The sequence below is a fragment of the Streptomyces sp. NPDC102451 genome, assembly GCF_044765485.1.
Classification (GTDB): Bacteria; Actinomycetota; Actinomycetes; order Streptomycetales; family Streptomycetaceae; genus Streptomyces.
In genome coordinates, this window is sequence record NZ_JBIWKD010000002.1 from 125115 (window position 1) to 141989 (window position 16875).

The window sequence follows — 16875 nt, forward strand, 5'->3', positions numbered from 1 at the left end:
TTCAGACCGGTCCGTCGCACCCCCGGAGCCACTCCAGCGTCTGCGCGTAGAAGGCCGCCGTACGCTCGGGCAGGTCGTCGCCGAGCAGGTCGGCGCTGACCTCGTACCCCCGGCGTGCCAGGTGCCAGGCGAGGCGGTGCACACTGGAGTCTCCTCGCCCGGACATGGCCTCGGAGGCGCGACGCGCTGGTTCCCCGGCGCCCGTCTGAACTACGCGGAACACGCGCTGCGCACCGGTGACCCCGCCGGCACCGCGATGATCTCGGTGGGCGAGGACGGCACGACGACGCACACCACCTGGGCCGAACTGCGTGCGCAGGTAGGAGCGTTGGCTGGCTGGCTACGACGGCAGGGAGTGCGGCCCGGTGACCGCGTGGTGGGCTGCCTGCCCAACACGTCGCACGCCGTGACCGCGTTCCTGGCCTCGGCCGCCATCGGCGCCGTGTGGTCGGCCTGCGGCCAGGACTACGGAGTGGAGGGCGCCGCCGGCCGCTTCGCCCAGCTCGAACCGGTCGTCCTCTTCGCCGCCGACGGCTACCGCTGGAACGGCCGGGAACACGACCGCCGCTCGGAGACCGCCGCACTCCGCGAGGCGCTGCCGTCCGTCCGGATCACCGTACGGATACCGAACCTGGGCCTCCCGGACCCCGCCCCGGACGGCACCTCGGCGAGCTGGCAGGAGACGCTCGCCGAGGCGGGGGAGTGCGTCTTCGAGGAGCTGCCCTTCGAGGCACCGCTGTGGGTGCTGTTCTCCTCCGGCACCACCGGAACGCCCAAGGGCATCGTCCACGGCCACGGCGGAGTCCTGCTCGACCACCACAAACTCCTGGGCCTGCACCTCGATCTGGGCCCCGGTGACCGCTTCTGCTGGTACACCACCACCAACTGGATGATGTGGAACATGGTCGTCTCCGGCCTGCTGGTCGGCGCGACGATCGTCCTCTACGACGGAAGCCCCACCCATCCGGGCCCGGAACGCCTGTGGGAGCTGGCCGCCGAACACCGGACCTCCGTCCTGGGCGTCAGCCCCGGCTACCTCCAGGCCTCCGCCAAGGCCGGCCTCGAACCGGGCCGGGACCTCGGTCTCACCGCCCTGCGGACCCTCGGCTCCACCGGCGCCCCGCTGCCCGCCCACTCCTACCACTGGGTCCACGACCATGTGGGACCCCGGGTGCAGACCGCCTCCACCAGCGGCGGAACGGACATCGTGAGCGGCTTCGCCGGAAGCGCACCCACCGTCCCCGTCCGGCCCGGCGAGATCTCCGCCCCGCTGCTGGGCGTGGCCCTCAAGGCCTTCGACGCCCGGGGCCTGCCCGTCACCGACGAGGTCGGGGAGCTCGTGGTCACCCGGCCGATGCCGTCGATGCCGCTCGCCTTCTGGAACGACCCCGACGGCGCCCGCTACCACCAGGCGTACTTCGCCGCCTTCCCCGGAGTGTGGCGGCACGGGGACTGGATGACCCTGACCGCCCACGGCGGCGTCATCGTCTCCGGCCGCTCGGACTCCACCCTCAACCGCCACGGGGTACGGATCGGAAGCGCCGACGTCTACGCTGTCGTGGACGAGCTGCCCGGGATCCGCGAGAGTCTGGTCATCGGCGCCGAACTGCCCGACGGCGGGTACTGGATGCCGCTGTTCGTCGTCCTGGAACCCGGCCACGAGCTGACCGACGGCCTGCGGGCCGACATCGCGGCCACGGTCCGCACGCACGCCTCGCCCCGGCACGTCCCCGACACCGTGATCGAGGTGCCCGCCGTGCCGCACACCCGTACCGGCAAGAAACTCGAAGTCCCCGTCAAGCGCCTGCTGCAAGGCGCCGCCATCGACCAGGTCGCCGGGCGGGAGGCCGTCGACGACATCGAGGCCCTGGAGTACTTCACCCGGTTCGCACGGAAGCCGGACCCGAGTGGCCTCGCCGGGCTTCCCCCGTACGGCTCCGGGTGATGCGGCCGACCGCTTGATCGTCCCGGGGCGGGGTAGCGAACTGGCATGGCCACTGACAACGCATCCACTGATCCGAGCGGTTACGTACAGCCCGAGGTCGACGTCCGGGCGCTGACCGAGGTACTCGACGGCGAGTACGCCGAGATCCGCGACCTCGTCCGGACCAACCTGGTGACGTACGCCTCCGTGCTGGAGGAGGCCGAGGAGCTCGGCATCGACGCGTTCCGCGAGCGGGTGCGTGAACTCGTGGTCGAGATGGCCGCGACCGGCCAGACCGGCATGGGGTTCCCGGCCACGTACGGCGGGGGCGGCGACATCGGGGCCTCGATCGCCGCGTTCGAGACGCTCGCCTTCGGTGATCTGTCGGTGCTGGTGAAGGTCGGGGTGCAGTTCGGGCTCTTCGGCGGCGCGATCCTGCACCTGGGCACCGAACGCCACCACGACGCCTATCTGCCGGACCTGATCACCGGGAAGCTGATGGGATGCTTCGCGATGACCGAGACCGGGCACGGCTCCAACGTCCAGGCGCTCGGCACCCACGCGAGGTACGACGCCGCGGCCCAGGAGTTCGTCATCACCACCGACGGCGACCAGGCGCGCAAGGACTACATCGGCAACGCGGCCCGCCACGCCGAACTGGCGGTCGTCTTCGCCCAGCTGGAGGTGGACGGGAAGTCCGAGGGCGTGCACGCGTTCGTCGTGCCGGTCCGGTCCGGCGGCGAGGTGGCGGCCGGCGTCCGCATCGAGGACGACGGCCGCAAGATGGGCCTCAACGGGGTCGACAACGGCCGCATCCGGTTCGACGGCGTACGGGTGCCGCGCGAGGCGCTGCTCAACCGGTTCGCCGATGTCACCGCCGAAGGCGTCTACGAGAGCCCGATCGACAACCCCGACCGGCGCTTCTTCACCATGCTCGGCACACTGGTGCAGGGCCGGGTCAGCGTCGGCGGGGCCGGGGTCAACGCCGCCAAGGTCGCCCTCATGATCGCCACGAAGTACGCCGTGCGGCGCCGGCAGTTCGAGGCGGTCTCGGACACGGAGGAGCAGCTGCTCCTCGACTACGGGCTGCACCAGCGTCGTCTGCTGCCGCTCGTCGCGCGCACGTACGCGCTGCACTTCGCGCAGGACGTGGTGCGTACGCAGCTGCACGAAGTCTTCTCCGGCATCAAGGACGACGCGCAGGCGCGGCGCCGGCTGGAGTCGCGGGCCGCCGGAACCAAGGCACTCGGAACCTGGCACGCCACCCGGGTCGTCCAGGAGTGCCGTGAGGCGTGCGGCGGCGCCGGGTATCTCGCCGTCAACCGCTTCGCCGCCCTCAAGGCCGACAGCGACATCTTCACCACCTTCGAGGGTGACAACCACGTCCTGCTGCAGCTCGTGGCCAAGGGCCTGCTCACCCATCACGCGAGCGAGTTCGAGGACCTGGACCAGCTCGGCATGGTCCGCTACGTCACCGGCCTCGCCGTCGAGACGGTCATCGAGAAGACCTCGGCCCACAAGCTGCTCGAACGGGTGCGTGACCTGCTGCCCGGCGGCGACGAGTGGGACCAGGAAGCGGGCCTGCTCGACTCGGAGTACCAGCTCGCCATGCTCCGTTACCGCGAGGAGCACATGCTCGCGGGCGTCGCCCGCAGGCTCAAGCGCGGGATCGACCAGAAGCGCAATCCCGGAGTCGTCTTCTCGCAGGTGCAGGACCACGTCATCGCGGTCGCCCACGCACACGTCGAGCGGCTGGTGCTGGAGGCGTTCGTCGACGCGGTGCGCGCACAGCCCGAGAGCGGAAACAAGGTCGCGCTCGGCCTGCTGTGCGACCTGTTCGCCCTGTCGACGATCGAGGCGGACCGGGCCTGGTTCATGGAGCACGGCCGGCTGACCGTCCAGCGCTCCAAGGCGATCAGCCGTGAGGTGAACGACCTCTGCCGCAAGGTACGGCCCCTCGCCGTCGATCTCGTCGACGCCTGGGGCGTCCCGTCCGAGATGCTGCGCGCGCCGGATCTGGTGGGCTGATCCCTGTCTACGGCCGTACGGGAATCCGTGCCCGCGCACGGGCGAGCAGAGCGGTCGGATCCGGGTTCGCCTGAAGGGACTTGAGCGCCAGCAGCCACCACTGGTCGAGCTGCTCCGTCCAGTCCCGGCCGCCCGGCAGATCGTCGGTCAGCGTACAGAGCCCGAAGAACGCGCACACGAGCGTGACGGCCGCGGCCGACGGCTTCACATCCGCCGCGAGTTCACCCCTCGTGCGGGCCTGGGCGAGGAGCCGGGTGGCAGCCAGGGCCCAGGCGTCGAACGGCGTGGGCACAGCTGCCTCGATGCCGCGGCGCTCCGCCCACAACCGTGCGCCCGCGCGCGCCACGACATCCTCGCTGAGGGAGCGTGCGACACCGAAGCTGAGGACGACCAGCTTCTCGAGCGGGGGGATTCCGGGCGCGGCGTAGGAAGCGGCGAGCTGCGGCCAGGTGGCGAACTGTTCCCGCGCCACGGCCAGTGCCAGCTTCTCCTTGCTCGAGTAATGGAAATAGATCGCGCCACTGGTCTTTCCCGAGTGATCGCTTATGTCATTGACACTCGTTCCCGCATATCCTCGTTCGACAAATAGATGTGCTGCTGATTCCAGCAACGCTCTGCGGGTTGCGCGAGCTCTGTCCTGCACTTACGTTCCACCTTCGCTCAAATGTGCTAACACTGCGGCGAGAGAATCCGGACCCTCCCCGAGGGGGGTGCAGTCGCATCGCGCGAAGATCTTATTATTCGCCAGTCGTGCATGTGTGGACGAGTGTTCACACAATCTGCCGACCTGTCGGGGAGAAACGTTTCGCGCAAGCGCCACGACTACGCCCCCGGGCGGCGTCGCGGATGACCGGAAGTGTCGGCCACCAGGCCTGTTGACCGTATCCCCGGGCGCCGCGGCCTCCTGCTCCCTCTCGTCCATGCGCCCCGGCCGCCTGCCGTCGGGGCAATTCCATGCACTCGAATTGGTGATTGCGGAAATCGGAGAGGCCGAAATAACGTAACGGCTACGATGTTTTCGGCTCGGGCCGAAAGCGGCTATCCACGTCCGCCATGACGCGCTCAGCAACGTGCACGCGGTCGCAGCAGAGGTGTAATTCGTCCGGCTCCCTCATTGCTGCGCATACGTCACCCGCATCCCGGCACTCATCTGCACCCGTGCACCGAAACGGTCGGCGCAGTCTCCGAGAACGGCAGCCACATGACAGCTCGTAACATCCTCGCCTGGTCCCCGTCAGCCATCGTCTTCGACTGCGACGGGACCCTGATGGACACGGAACGACACTGGCAGGAGGCCCGGAACGCCACCTTCCGGGTGTTCGGCCTCAAGCCGCCTGCCGGATTCGCCGACCGCGCCAAGGGCGTGCACTACATCGAGTGCGGCGCACTCATGGCCGAGGAGACCGGGAAGCCGGACCTCGTGGACGACCTGGCGGACACACTCCTCACCACCTTCACCGCGCTGGTCGACGAGGACCCCGTCACCATGCCGGGCGCCGCCGCGCTGGTCCGGCTGGCCGCTCGGCACCTCCCTCTCGCGGTGGCGAGCAACTGCCCTCGGGAGACGGTGGAATCCTGCCTCGGCCGGGCCGGTCTCCTCAGCTCCTTCAGCCACGTCGTGGTCGCCGGCGAGGACGTACGGCCGAAGCCGGAGCCCGATGTCTACAGCGTGGCTGTCCGCCTCTGCGGCGTCCCGCCCGAGAAGGCTCTCGCCGTCGAGGACTCGCTCACGGGCATGGAATCGGCCCGCCGGGCGGGCCTCCGCGTCATCGGCCTCGGACCCTGCCCGCCGGGACCGGAGGCGGAGCAGGCCGATCTGTGGGTGGAGAGCCTCGCCGACCGTGAGCTCGTCGACTGGGCGCACAGCCGGATCGGCGGGTAGCGCGCTCCTGCGGCTCTCGGCGCCGTACGGTCAGCCGGCGGGACGCAGAAGAGGCCCCAGAGCATGGACAGTGCCGGCCGCGGAGGCGAAGAACAGGGCGATGCCCACCGCTCCCGGATCGGGAATGCCTGTCGCCCGCTCGCCCAGATAGCTGGCCCGGCCCATGCGCGCCGACAGGGACGCGGTGTCCCGCACACCCCGCCAGGCGCCGTCCGCCGCCGTGACCAGAGCGGTCGCGGGCGGCGCACTCCCTGCCGCGCGCAGTGCGTCGGCGGCCGGAGCCAGCGCGTCGACCAGCGTCTTGTCGCCGGGTGAGGCTTCACCCACACGGCGGATGGCGGCCAGCCCCCGGGCGGTGCCGTCGGCGAGTGCCGCGGTCGTCAGACCCGGACCGGACTCCGCCGCGGCCCTGCTCAAGGCCTGGAACAGCAGACCGAACAGGGGGCCGCTGGTCCCACCGATCTCGTCGAGGAAGGCGGTGGCCATGGTGCCCAGGGTCTCCGCCGGTCCGGCCGACCCGTCCGTGCGGTCGAGCAGCAGCCCGGCGGCCCGGACCCCGGTCGCGAGATTGGTCCCGAAGTCACCGTCTCCCGCCCGCTGGTCGAGTGCGGTCAGCTCGGCCTCGGTCGCGTACACCGATTCGGCGAACCGGCGCGTCCAGTCACGGGTCTGCGTGCCGTCGAAAGCGGCAGTCGTCATGGGGCCGTCCTCCTGCTCCTGTCACGGGCCGCCGGGGCGCCGGTCCGCCGGCCGCTCACCATCGCAACGCCGGGGTGCGGACCGGCGCATCGTAGAAGCCCAGAGTGTCGCTGTCGGCGACCATGAGGGTGAGGGAGAAGCCCCGCATGTCGAGCGCGGTCACGTAGTCGCCCACGAGATGCCGGGCCAGCCGCACCCGCCGGGCGTCGAGCACGCGGGCCAGTTCACCGAAGATGCCGTACAGCTCGAGCGAGGTGACCGATCCCAGACCGTTGACCAGGGCCACGACCGGTTCCTCGGGTCCGGGGCGCAGCGCGTCGAGCAGGGCACCGGCCATGTCCTCCACCAACGCGCCCACCTGCCCCTGGCTCCTGGTGCGCTCGGCACGCTCGCCGTGGATCCCGACGCCGTACTCCAGCTCTCCGGGCGGCAGCCCGAACGCCGGCTCACCGGTGGCCGGTGCGTTGTGGGCGGCGGAGGCGGCGGCGAGCGTCCGGCACCGGCCCGCGAGGGCGGTACCCAGTCCCACCAGCCCGTCGAGTCCCATTCCGGTGTCCGCGGCGCCGCCCAGGACCTTCTCCACGAGCATCGTGGCACCCGTGCCACGGCGCCCGGCGGCTATCTCCTCGGAGTCGGAGGCGAGGTCGTCGTCGATGAGTACCCGCGCGCAGGTGATTCCCGCGTCGGCGAGCCGCTCGGCCGCGATCCCGAAATTGATCCGGTCGCCCGTGTAGTTCTTCACGATGTGCAGCACGCCCTCCGGCCCCGCCACCGCGCGGGAGGCCCGGTAGATCTGCCGGTTGTGCGGGGAGGCGAAGACCCTCCCGGGGCAGGCGGCGTCGAGCATGCCCGCGCCGACGTATCCGGCGTGCAGGGGTTCGTGCCCCGAACCGCCGCCCGACAGGAGCCCCACCCGCCGGGCCGGTGAGGCGTGCCGGGCGGTGAGGAACCCGTCGCCGGGGTCGTACGCCACGAGGTCCGCGTGCGCGCGGGCGAAGCCGGACAGCGCGTCGGGGACGAGTTCGCCGGTGCCGTTCTCGAAGTACCTGGCCATACGCCGAACCCCTTCCGTCCACGGCTGCGGGACCGGACGAGCCGGCCTCCGGACGAGACCTCCATGGTGCGGGTGACCGAGCGCGTGCGGCAACTCGCGGAGCGTATCGACGGGTGGCGAGGGGCGGCCACCCGCACCGCTCGACCGCCCGTTCATCCCTCGCCCGCATCGGAAACCTCGATGGCGCGAATCGGTTTCTCCATTGGTACTCCGGTGGCCCGCGGCCCTAACGTCGTGGCTGCCGTCGCGGAACCACCCGAGGAGAGCACATGTCGAAGATCGTTTTCGTGATGACCGGCGCCGATCGGTGGACGCAGTCCGACGGCGGAACGCGCCGCACCGGCTACTGGGCCGACGAGGCGGTCATCCCGTACGAGGCGTTCAAGGCCGCCGGCCACGAGATCACCGTGGCCACTCCGGGCGGAGTGGTGCCGCCGGTGGACCCGTCCAGCCTCGGTGCGCAGGCCAACGGCGGCGAGGCGAACGCCGCCGCGGTCCGGGCGGTGCTGGAGGGCTCCACGGAGTTCCTCAACCCGTCGGCCCTCTCCGACGTGCGGGTGGAGGACTTCGACGCCGTGTACGTTCCCGGCGGCCGGGGCCCGATGGAGGACCTGGCGGTCGACGCCGACTGCGGCCGCGTACTCACCCGGGCCGTGGAGTCCGGCCTGCCGGTGGGCGTGGTGTGCCACGGCCCGGCCGCCCTGCTGGCCGCGGTCAAGGAGGACGGAACCAACGCCTACGCCGGCTACCGGATCACCACGTTCAGCAATGCCGAGGAGCAGCTGACCGGCTGCGCCGCGGTCTCGAAGTGGCTGCTGGAGGACCGGCTCACCGAGGCCGGTCTGAAGGTCGAGGTGGGCGAGCCGTGGGCGCCCCACGTAAGGGTCGACCGCAACGTCGTCACCGGCCAGAACCCCGCCTCCTCCGGCCTGCTCGCCACCGAGCTGCTCAAGAAGCTCGGCTGACCGCGGCCTCTTCGTCTCCCGCGTACGACCTCGTCACAGGCGGGCCGTGCCGATGATGTCGTCCACGATGCCGATGGCCGTCGACGCGGCTTCCAGGCCCAGGCCCTGGAGCGTGTCTTTCAGCCGTGTCGCGAACCGTGTGACGCGAGCGGGGGACGAGGCCGTGATCTCGATGGACCGGACCAGGTCCTTGTGGTCGCTCTGGACGTCGTCGTCCTCGTCCGGGGTGAGGTGCGAGCCGAGGTGTCCGATCTCGTCGGTGAGACGTTCGAGCAGCTCCCGGAGCGCCTCGCCGTTGTCGGTCGCGCCCCCGCCGTGCCGCACCGCGGGCGGTGCCTGGGCATCGTTCTCCGCCCGCAGCTCGGGGACGGCTTCGTACAGCGCCTGGCGGAGCTCCGTCGGATTCCGGAAGCGGGTGCCCGGGCGGTAGCTCACCCCCTGCATCACCTTGAGCCCCAGGTTTCCGTGGTCCACGAGGAGTTCCGGGCCCTGGCCGAACGCCTCCTCGTCCCCGTAGGGCAGCGCTCCCGTCGGGTGCAGAAGGCGGTACAGAATCGCCGACAGCGCGAACGCGTCGTCGGCCTCGGAGCGCTCGGCAGGCGTGCCCCTGAGCGCCTCGGGAGGCAGATAGTCCGACGGCCCGGGCGGCAGGAGGGGCTCGCCGTGCGTCACATCCAGGCCCGCACCCCAGCCGAGCACGAACAGCTCTCCGGGGCCCGCTCCGCTCAGTACGAGGTGTTCGGGCCGGATGTCACCGTGGGTGAGCTTCCGCGCCTCCATCATCCGGCCGAGCGTGTCGCAGGCGCCGACGATGAACCGGGCGGCTTCCACCGGACCGATCACCGGACCGCCCGCCAGCTTGGCGTCGAGCCTCTCCTGCAGGCTGACACCGTCCACCCTGTCGAACACCAGCCACTCCCCACAGGGAGGAAGGAGCTCCGGTACGCCTTCGAGGTGCTGGGCCGGACCGGAGAAGATCGTGTGGAGACGCTCCAGCTGCGGCCCGTGACCGGGGTGGAACAGGGCGACCAGTGGCTGCCGGCGGCCCTCCTGTTCGAGATGGAGCACCTTCGCACCCCGTTCGTCGGAGCGTCGCCGGACGACGTAACCGGCGTTCCTCAGCGGCTGTTCGTCCGGCTCCCAGCCGAGACCGGTGTGCTTGGTGTCCGGGGGCCTCCGCGTCGCCAGCCATGTGCGCACGATCGGGTTGACCCACGCCCAGTCCCTGTCCCGCTCGACAAGGATCCCGAAGTCCTTGAGTCCCTCCAGGTCCCTGACCTTCGCCGTGGCGAGCGAGGCCCGGACCGCCGTCACGAACGAGTCCTCCTCGATGAGCAGCGCGATCTCGTGCAGGAGCGCGAGGACGTGTTCCCGGCCGCCCTCGCCGTAGGGGTCGAGCAGCGCTATGACGGCGTCGTCCTGGTCCACCACCCAGTCGAACGCCGTGTTCACCAGCTCCACGTTCACATGCGTCTGCTGATGCGTCTCCAGCAGCTCCAGGACCCGCGCGCCGATCATGTGGATGTGCTGGGGATGGCCCTGGGTGAGCTCCCACACCCGCTCCGCGGCCTCGTCCATCACCTGGACCGGCTCCAGGAAACCCAGGTGGAACGCCTGACGCGTGGCGTCGTTGTCGAGCGGGCCGATGAGGTAGGGGGTCGTGAAGTCCTGCTGGAACCGGGTGCCTTCGAGCAGATCCCGGATCCCGCGGGTCGTCGCCGCACCGCAGAACAGCAGAGCCACCTCCTCGTTCTTGAGCCCGCGCAGCTGGCTCAGCACGGGATCCAGGCTGTCCGACTTCTTCAGACGCCTCAGCAGATGCTGGAACTCGTCGATGATGAGCAGCAGCCCGACCGTGTCCTTGGGCCACAGCAGGCGTCGGATGCGCCGCCACCAGTCCAGGAGGTCGAGCGGGCCGCCGCCCTCGGGCATCCCGATCGCCGGCGCGCGGTCCTCGAAGGCCTGGTTCACCGAAAGCCCGATGGCCTTGGCGATGTCGGTCATCAACGGGCAGTCGGAGTCCTCCGTCATCTCGGCGTTGAGATAGACCGGGAAGACCCGCGGCACCCGCCACTTGCCAGGGGGCTGCAGCTCGTGTGATCCGGGGCTCCGGACCTCGCTCAGCTGGTACGCGATGGAGGTCTTCCCAGCCTGTCGCGAGCCCGTCATGAACAGGGCGGTGACGTTGCCGCGCGCCGCCTTCTCGTAGTGGTGTGCAAGGTCTTCGAGTTCTTTGGTGCGCCCCACGAACATCGCGGGATCCACCCGGTCGCTCGGCTTGAAGTGCGCGGACAGCCGCTGGCCCGGCGGGTAGTTGCTGACCGTTCCGGTCGCTGTCGTGGGAGGCTGCGGGCCCTGGGGGAGTACCCCCGACGCCGTGACCCTCACCTCCTCGTGTTCGCCGGTGAGGAGGAGGAGCCGTGTCGCCCTGGCGCCGGTCTCCATCCTGTCGAGCTGGACCCAGGCCTGCGGACCCGCGCCTTCGACCCCCACCCTGATCTGCGACATCGCCTGGAGCGCGGTGATCTCCACCTTGACCTCGACGGGCCCGGAACCCAGCCGGGTCACCCGCAGAAGGCTCAGTTCGAGCAGGCGTCCCTCTCCGTCGCTCCGCTTGCTCAGGTGATCCCGCGCCACGTCGTCCCAGGCGGCGTCGAGCGCTTCCGAGAGCGAGGACGCCGCCTCCCGCAGCTTGCGCGACACGAGATTCCGCGCCAGCAGCGCCTGCAGCCGCAGGTCGGCCTCGATACGTGTGGTCCTCTCGACCGAGTCGCGCGCGGTGCCGTCGGTCAGGACGGACAGGGCGTCCTCGTGCTCCAGCTGGGTGGCGATCCCCACCCACAAGGTGCTCAGCTGCCCCAAGGAATCCCTGTCCCCCGGCCCGGCCTCCGTCTGCAGCTCCGACGCGGCGGCGGCCAGCCCCTCCGAGAGCACCGGCACCTGCCTGGCGGCCGTCCGGGCGACGAGCTCCTCGGTCTCCGGCGGCAGGGACTGGGGCTCCTCCTCCGAGGACAGGGTGTCGGCGTAGTCCATCGCCTCCTCGTCACCCTCCTCGCCGAGCTGGAGCAGGGTGACCGCCGCGTAGCGGTAGCCCTCGGCGAACCTGGCCTCGTCGCAGAAGGATCTCAGCTCGCGGAGGACCCTCACCTGCTCCTCCTGACCGGGCGACCGCTCCGCGAGCGCGCGCCATTCCGTGAACGCGTCCCGCACCAGCCCGTGGCGCCCCAGCAGCTCCGCGCAGAACTGGTGGGCGTCGCGCGTCACGGCGTCATCGCGGCCACCCGTGAGATGGTGCCGGACGAATCGCAGCAGCCGCTCCGGATCCGCCGCCAGGCTCTTCGCCACGCGCTCCAGGCGGGCCCGGCCGAGGGGCGTCAGGGCCGCGTCGTGGAGGGCCTCGGGGACGTCCTGTTCGATCGCCCAGGTGACCAGCTCGTCCAGGCCGACCTGGGGGCGGCGCAGCTCCCTGAGCGCCAGCAACTGGAGTTCCGGATCCCGCTTCCGGTCGCGGTGAGCCAGCACGACGGCGAAGGCCAGGGGCAGGTCCGAGGTGCCGGGAGGCCGGATCCGCGCGAACTCCAGCAGCAGCTTCGCCGCGACGAGCGGCCGGTGTCCCAGATGCGCGATCAGGCCGGCATGGGCGAAGGCCTCGTCCATGGAACCGTCCCGTACGGTGCGGAAGTGCGCCAGCAGTTCGCGGGCATGTGCGTACTTGTTGCGGGCCGCGGCGATCTGCACCTGCAGCCGGACACCGTCCGGGAGATGGCTCAGGACCCCGGCCACCACATCGGCCTCGTCGTACTTGTCGAGTTCGAGCAGGCATACCACCGTGGCCCGCGCCAGCACGATGTTCCTGGGGTCCTTGTCGAGGAGCAACTCGCGGAACAGGGTCGCCGCCCGCTCCCAGTCCTGCGCCGCGACGGCGTCCAGCGCGGGCCTCGCCCCGGTCCGCAGGTCATCGGGGAGCCCCAGGGCCAGCTGCTCCCAGTCGACTTCCGGCTGGAACCAGGTCACCGCCTTGCTCTGAAGCGCGTTCACCTCGGCCGCGTACTCGTGGACCAGGAGCTGGACCGCCTCGGCCTCCGACGCCCCCGGGTTCTTCACCTTCCGCAGGATCTCCCGGTCGTCGGGCGGCGGGGTCTGCAGCCGGTCGGCGACACCCTCGCGGAGCACGGTCGCCTCGACTGAGGCGGCGTTGCGGCGCAGCGCGAGGTCGGCGTACCTGACCAGGGCCGCCGTGTCCCCCTGCCGTTGTGCCAGCTTGGCCAGGCTGAGGTGCAGTTCGTACTTGGAGTACGGCTGGTGCCGGCGCTCCAGAAGGCCGCGCAGCTCGTCGTCCCGCCCCAGCTCGCGGGAGATCCTGACCGCCGGGGCGAGCAGCGCGGACGCCGCACCGGTGTGATCGATCCACGCCACCAGAAGATCCCAGGCCTCCTGCCGGTGCCCCGCGGCCTCCAGCACTCCCGCCATCTCGGCGGCGGCCTTCGGACTGGGGTTGGCCAGGACCGAGAACAGGTTCCGCATCGTGGCCGCGTAACGGGTGATGCCGCCCTGCGGCCCTGCCTGCATCGCTTTGCGCACGGCTGTACCGGCGACATAGAACTTGTGGTTGTCGGGTGCACTGCGGAATTCGGCGATCCTGCGGGCCGCGAGGCCCTCGGGGCTGTCGCTGGCCGTACGGGAGTCAGGGGCCGGGAGGGGGCCGCCGTCAGGCGGGACGCTCCCGCCGCGGACCGGCAGCGGCTTGGACCCGGAGGGGATGGGCACCGGCATGTTCAGCGAGGAGAACAGCGCGGTGAGTACGCGCAGTTGTGCCTCCGAGTACTGGCGGGGGCACACGCGCGCGTAGTACGTGAAAGTGGCGGCCGCCTCCTCCAGGTGACCGGATGCCGCGTACACACAGCCGAGGTTCCAGGCCGCGGCGGTGCCCAGCCAGTACACCGTGGACACGCTGTTGTAGAGCGTGATGGCCTCGTCGGCACGGCCGGCGCGCACAAGTGTCCCCAGAGCATTGGCGAGTGCCAGGGACTGGCCGTTCCGCAGGGCCCGCACCCAGGCGTCCGCCACGACCGAGGGGTCGGTGTCCGGGGGCAGACGCTGTGCCTCCAGGATGTGGGGGTTGCTCGCCTGCAGCCCGGCGATCTCCTGCAGATAGACATCCGGTACGAGCGCCGGGTCCGGGTCGCTCCCTGCGCCGGTGACACCCGAGGGAGGCGAGGGCGGATCGAACTCCTCGACCGGCAGCTCGCCCCTGCGGACCGCCTCGTCCCGCAGGAACACCACGCGAGGAAGACGGTCGGGCGGGGTCCAGGCCACGGCGTCCTGGAGCACGCGCACGGCTGACCGGTGGTCGCCGATGTTGATCAGCCAGAGAGCCAGATCGCGGCTGAGGAACGAGTCACGGTGCTGATTGACCAGGTCGACCAGCCGTTCGAGGGTTTCCCGGTCCTCCACGACGACCCGCTTGGCCCGGAGCTGAGAGGTCAGCACGCCCACGGCGGCGGGATCACGGCGTGAGCCCCACTCGGCCGAGTCCAGGACGCCCTGGAGGCCGGACTTGTTCAGTTCGGCGGAGAGATAGTTCCGCCAGGCCTCCGGGTCGTCGCTGTCGGCGAGCGGCTGGGCCTGTCGTGCCGGCACCTCGCTGCCGGCAAGCGGCTGCGTCCGCCACGTGGCCACGGCCGCGGGCTCCGGCGCCGGTCCCTGGTCGGCCGACGCCCTGCGCAGCCTGTTGAGGAGCGGCACCGTCCAGCCGACCGTGGCACCCATCTCCTGGGCGCGGTCCAGCCGTTGCCGTGCGAGTACGAGATCGTCGGCCTCCAGCGCGTTACGGGCGAGTTCGAGGTGATGGCGCCAGGTCACGGCCCCGGCCGCCTCGATCCGGTCGACGGTCCTGCGGGCCGCATCGAGGTTCATCTGTTCCCGGTGGATGCGGAGCAGGAGGAAGGCCCCGGGGGACCGCGGGTTCTCCGCCAGCAGCCGGTCCAGACCTGCCGCCGCCTCCGTGACCCGGCCCGCCGCGTGGAGGCGCTTGGCCTCCTCCTCGGGCTGGGGGGCCACCAGCGCCTGATCCGGGACGGGGACGGCTTGCGGGGGTGCCGGGCGGGCCCCGTAGAGATACGCGAACTGTTCCATCCCCTGGCGCTGGAGCGGTTCCATACGGCCGGACAGGACCGCCTGGAAGACGACCAGGGAATCCAGGGCGAGCTGCGCCTGGCCGACCTGGGCGTAGGCGACCGCGATGTTCCAGGCGGCGGTGGCGTTGATGTACTGGTGCGGTCCGAACCGGCGGTAGAGGTGCAGCCCCTCCGCCGCCCTTCCCGCGCTCACCGCCCAGCCGACCGCGAAGCCGAGAGCGGAGGTGTTGCCCACCTCCAGCGAGCGGGCGTACAGCTGTGCCTCGTCCGCGGGCGCGCGGTGCCCGGTCGCCGGGAAGTCCGCCTCGGCCGGGTCGCCGGCCTCCCGGAACGGCTGTATCCGGGGCTTCAACAGGTGCGCGCCCACACTCGGTTCGGTGATCGCCATGGCATCCGGGGGCAGCGGGGGATGGCCGAGACGGAACACCTCCTCGGCGCGCTCGGGCTCGTTGAGGGCGCGCAGGGCGTCGACCTGCAGCTGCCACAGGACCGGGCGCATCACCGGACGAGCTCTCTCGAGCGCCGGGTCCGTCAGCGTGAGGGCCAGGTCCGGTGCGATGTGCAGCAGGTCGCGGGCCGTGCTGACCACGTCGTCCAGCAGCCCCGTCCGGCCGAGTTGCCGGACGTCCTCCTCCACCCGACCACGGTCGGGCGCCTCGTGGGCCGGCGTCCGGAGCGCGGCCAGGATCCTGTCCCGCGCGCCGTTCTCATGGGCGTGCGTGCCCGGTGCCGGGATGCCGGCCGCGCTCGGCGGGAAGACCGGAGCGCCTCCCTGCTGCGGTACCTGTGCCACGGCCACGGCGCTCCGGGGCGGCCCGTCCTCCACGGCCTGCGGAGCGGACGGGAGGGACCGCTCGGCCTCGCCGACGTACGACTCGGCGGCCTTCAGATCGCCACGGTTCAGGTGCAGTTCGACCGTGCTCAGGTGGAGCAGCACCGACTCCGCCGCCGTCGCGTCCTCGACGCGGGCCACGGCCTCCCGCACGGCGGCGACCCTCGTGTCCACCTCCGTACGACGCGCGTGCTCCTCAAGCATGTCGAGGCCCTCCCGGGCCTCCAGCAGGTGCCCGCGGTCCAGGGCCTGGAGGATCAGACTGCGCAGGTCCTCCCCCTGGCCGTCCGGATCCTGGCTCAGCGCCTCGAACAGTGACTCCGCCTGCGCACGGACCTTGTCGATCGGCGCCAGGGCCGGCCGCACCGTGTCGGCGGGCACGCCCGCGCCCTGCGCGCAGAGAGCGATCACATGCCGGTGCTCCGGAGCCGCGAGCGACAGCGCTTCTGCGGCGACGCCGGTCACCCAACTGCCGTTGGCGTCCGTACGGGGCGCCTCCAGGTCGGGCGAGGCGAGGAGGAGCGCCTCGACGAGGGGTACGAGATCCGGGGCGAGACCGTCGAGCGGCGGCACGGGCACATCCGGTCCGTCCCAGGGGTGTTCAGCCGCGATGTCCAGCAGCTCCCGCACCGACTCGCAGATCTCCGTCGTGCCTTTCATCAGCTGCGGCCAGCGCTTGCCGTTGGTGGGGACGGGCATGAGGTTCCCGTGGCGATCGGCGTTGGCACGCGCGATCAGCACGTCCGCGGGGCGTTCCAGCAGGCCGTGGTCGTCGATCACGCCCCGGCTCAGGTCGTGCAGGACCGCCTCCACGGGCTGGACGAACAGGGAGCGGGTGAAGGTCTGGTCGACCGCCGCCAGCCGTTTCGTGTCGGCCCGCAGCTGCTCGCTCCTGTCGCGGAGGACGAGGGAGCCGGTGATCCGCCGCATGACCGCGTTGTCGCCCTCCAGCGCCTCCTCCAGGGTCCGGCGCAACGGCTCCGGCAGTGCGCGGCCCGCGTAGAAGTGGCGAAGGCTCGTGCGCCCGGTCCAGGAGATCGCCGCCCAGTCGAGCAGTTCGGCGAGTGCGTGCTCCCCCACGGCCGTCGCGCTCTGGCACAGCCTGGGGAGCAGCAGTGTGTGCGGGCTGGGGCCCGCCACCCGGCCGGCAGCCGGTACGAGTACCGACGAGAGCATGGTGACCCGGCGGTGCAGGAGCACCGCGAACGGTGCGACGCCTCTGAGGACCGCGGGTGAGTAGAGGCCCTTCGAGTTGCGGCCTCGACCCGACAGGAACAGTTCGAGGTCCCTGGCCACCACGGATGTTTCGTTCGGAACCATCACTGACGCGCGACCCCCGTGGTGCGTATGCCTA

Annotated in this window: 9 protein-coding genes; 4 read left to right on the plus strand and 5 right to left on the minus strand. The window is 71.1% G+C overall.

From position 1 onward, the window contains the following. Position 1: 1 nt before the first annotated feature. On the minus strand, positions 2-142 hold the full coding sequence (locus ACIRD8_RS04140) for a hypothetical protein (protein ID WP_403985768.1): 141 nt from the start codon (positions 140-142) through the stop codon (positions 2-4). Here ACIRD8_RS04140 and ACIRD8_RS04145 point away from each other — a divergent pair. Continuing rightward, on the plus strand, positions 137-1945 hold the full coding sequence (locus ACIRD8_RS04145) for an acetoacetate--CoA ligase (RefSeq protein WP_403985770.1): 1809 nt from the start codon (positions 137-139) through the stop codon (positions 1943-1945). The genes ACIRD8_RS04140 and ACIRD8_RS04145 overlap by 6 nt on opposite strands. 45 nt (positions 1946-1990) lie before the next feature. Further along, positions 1991-3952 (plus strand): acyl-CoA dehydrogenase family protein, encoded by a 1962-nt coding sequence (locus ACIRD8_RS04150; protein WP_403985772.1) that lies wholly within the window; start codon positions 1991-1993, stop codon positions 3950-3952. A gap of 7 nt (positions 3953-3959) precedes the next feature. Here the strand turns inward: ACIRD8_RS04150 and ACIRD8_RS04155 are convergent, their stop codons facing one another. Further along, the gene (locus ACIRD8_RS04155; protein WP_403985774.1) at positions 3960-4595 is read right to left on the minus strand and encodes a ScbR family autoregulator-binding transcription factor; all 636 of its coding nucleotides are present in this window, start codon (positions 4593-4595) and stop codon (positions 3960-3962) included. Positions 4596-5153: 558 nt separating this feature from the next. Here ACIRD8_RS04155 and ACIRD8_RS04160 point away from each other — a divergent pair. Further along, positions 5154-5834 (plus strand): HAD family hydrolase, encoded by a 681-nt coding sequence (locus tag ACIRD8_RS04160; protein ID WP_403985776.1) that lies wholly within the window; start codon positions 5154-5156, stop codon positions 5832-5834. Between the two features lie 30 nt (positions 5835-5864). Here ACIRD8_RS04160 and dhaL read toward each other — a convergent pair whose 3' ends face one another. Beyond that, complete coding sequence (dhaL, locus tag ACIRD8_RS04165; protein ID WP_403985778.1) at positions 5865-6533, minus strand: dihydroxyacetone kinase subunit DhaL; 669 nt, start codon at positions 6531-6533, stop codon at positions 5865-5867. Positions 6534-6588: 55 nt separating this feature from the next. Next, positions 6589-7587 (minus strand): dihydroxyacetone kinase subunit DhaK, encoded by a 999-nt coding sequence (locus tag ACIRD8_RS04170; RefSeq protein ID WP_403985780.1) that lies wholly within the window; start codon positions 7585-7587, stop codon positions 6589-6591. A 269-nt stretch (positions 7588-7856) separates the two neighbouring features. Here ACIRD8_RS04170 and ACIRD8_RS04175 point away from each other — a divergent pair, with 269 nt between their 5' ends. After that, complete coding sequence (locus tag ACIRD8_RS04175; RefSeq protein WP_403985782.1) at positions 7857-8552, plus strand: type 1 glutamine amidotransferase domain-containing protein; 696 nt, start codon at positions 7857-7859, stop codon at positions 8550-8552. Between the two features lie 33 nt (positions 8553-8585). Here the strand turns inward: ACIRD8_RS04175 and ACIRD8_RS04180 are convergent, their stop codons facing one another. Continuing rightward, positions 8586-16820 carry a hypothetical protein gene (locus ACIRD8_RS04180; RefSeq protein WP_403985784.1) on the minus strand — a complete coding sequence of 2745 codons (8235 nt, stop codon included), beginning with the start codon at positions 16818-16820 and terminating at the stop codon, positions 8586-8588. Between the last annotated feature and the right edge of the window lie 55 nt (positions 16821-16875).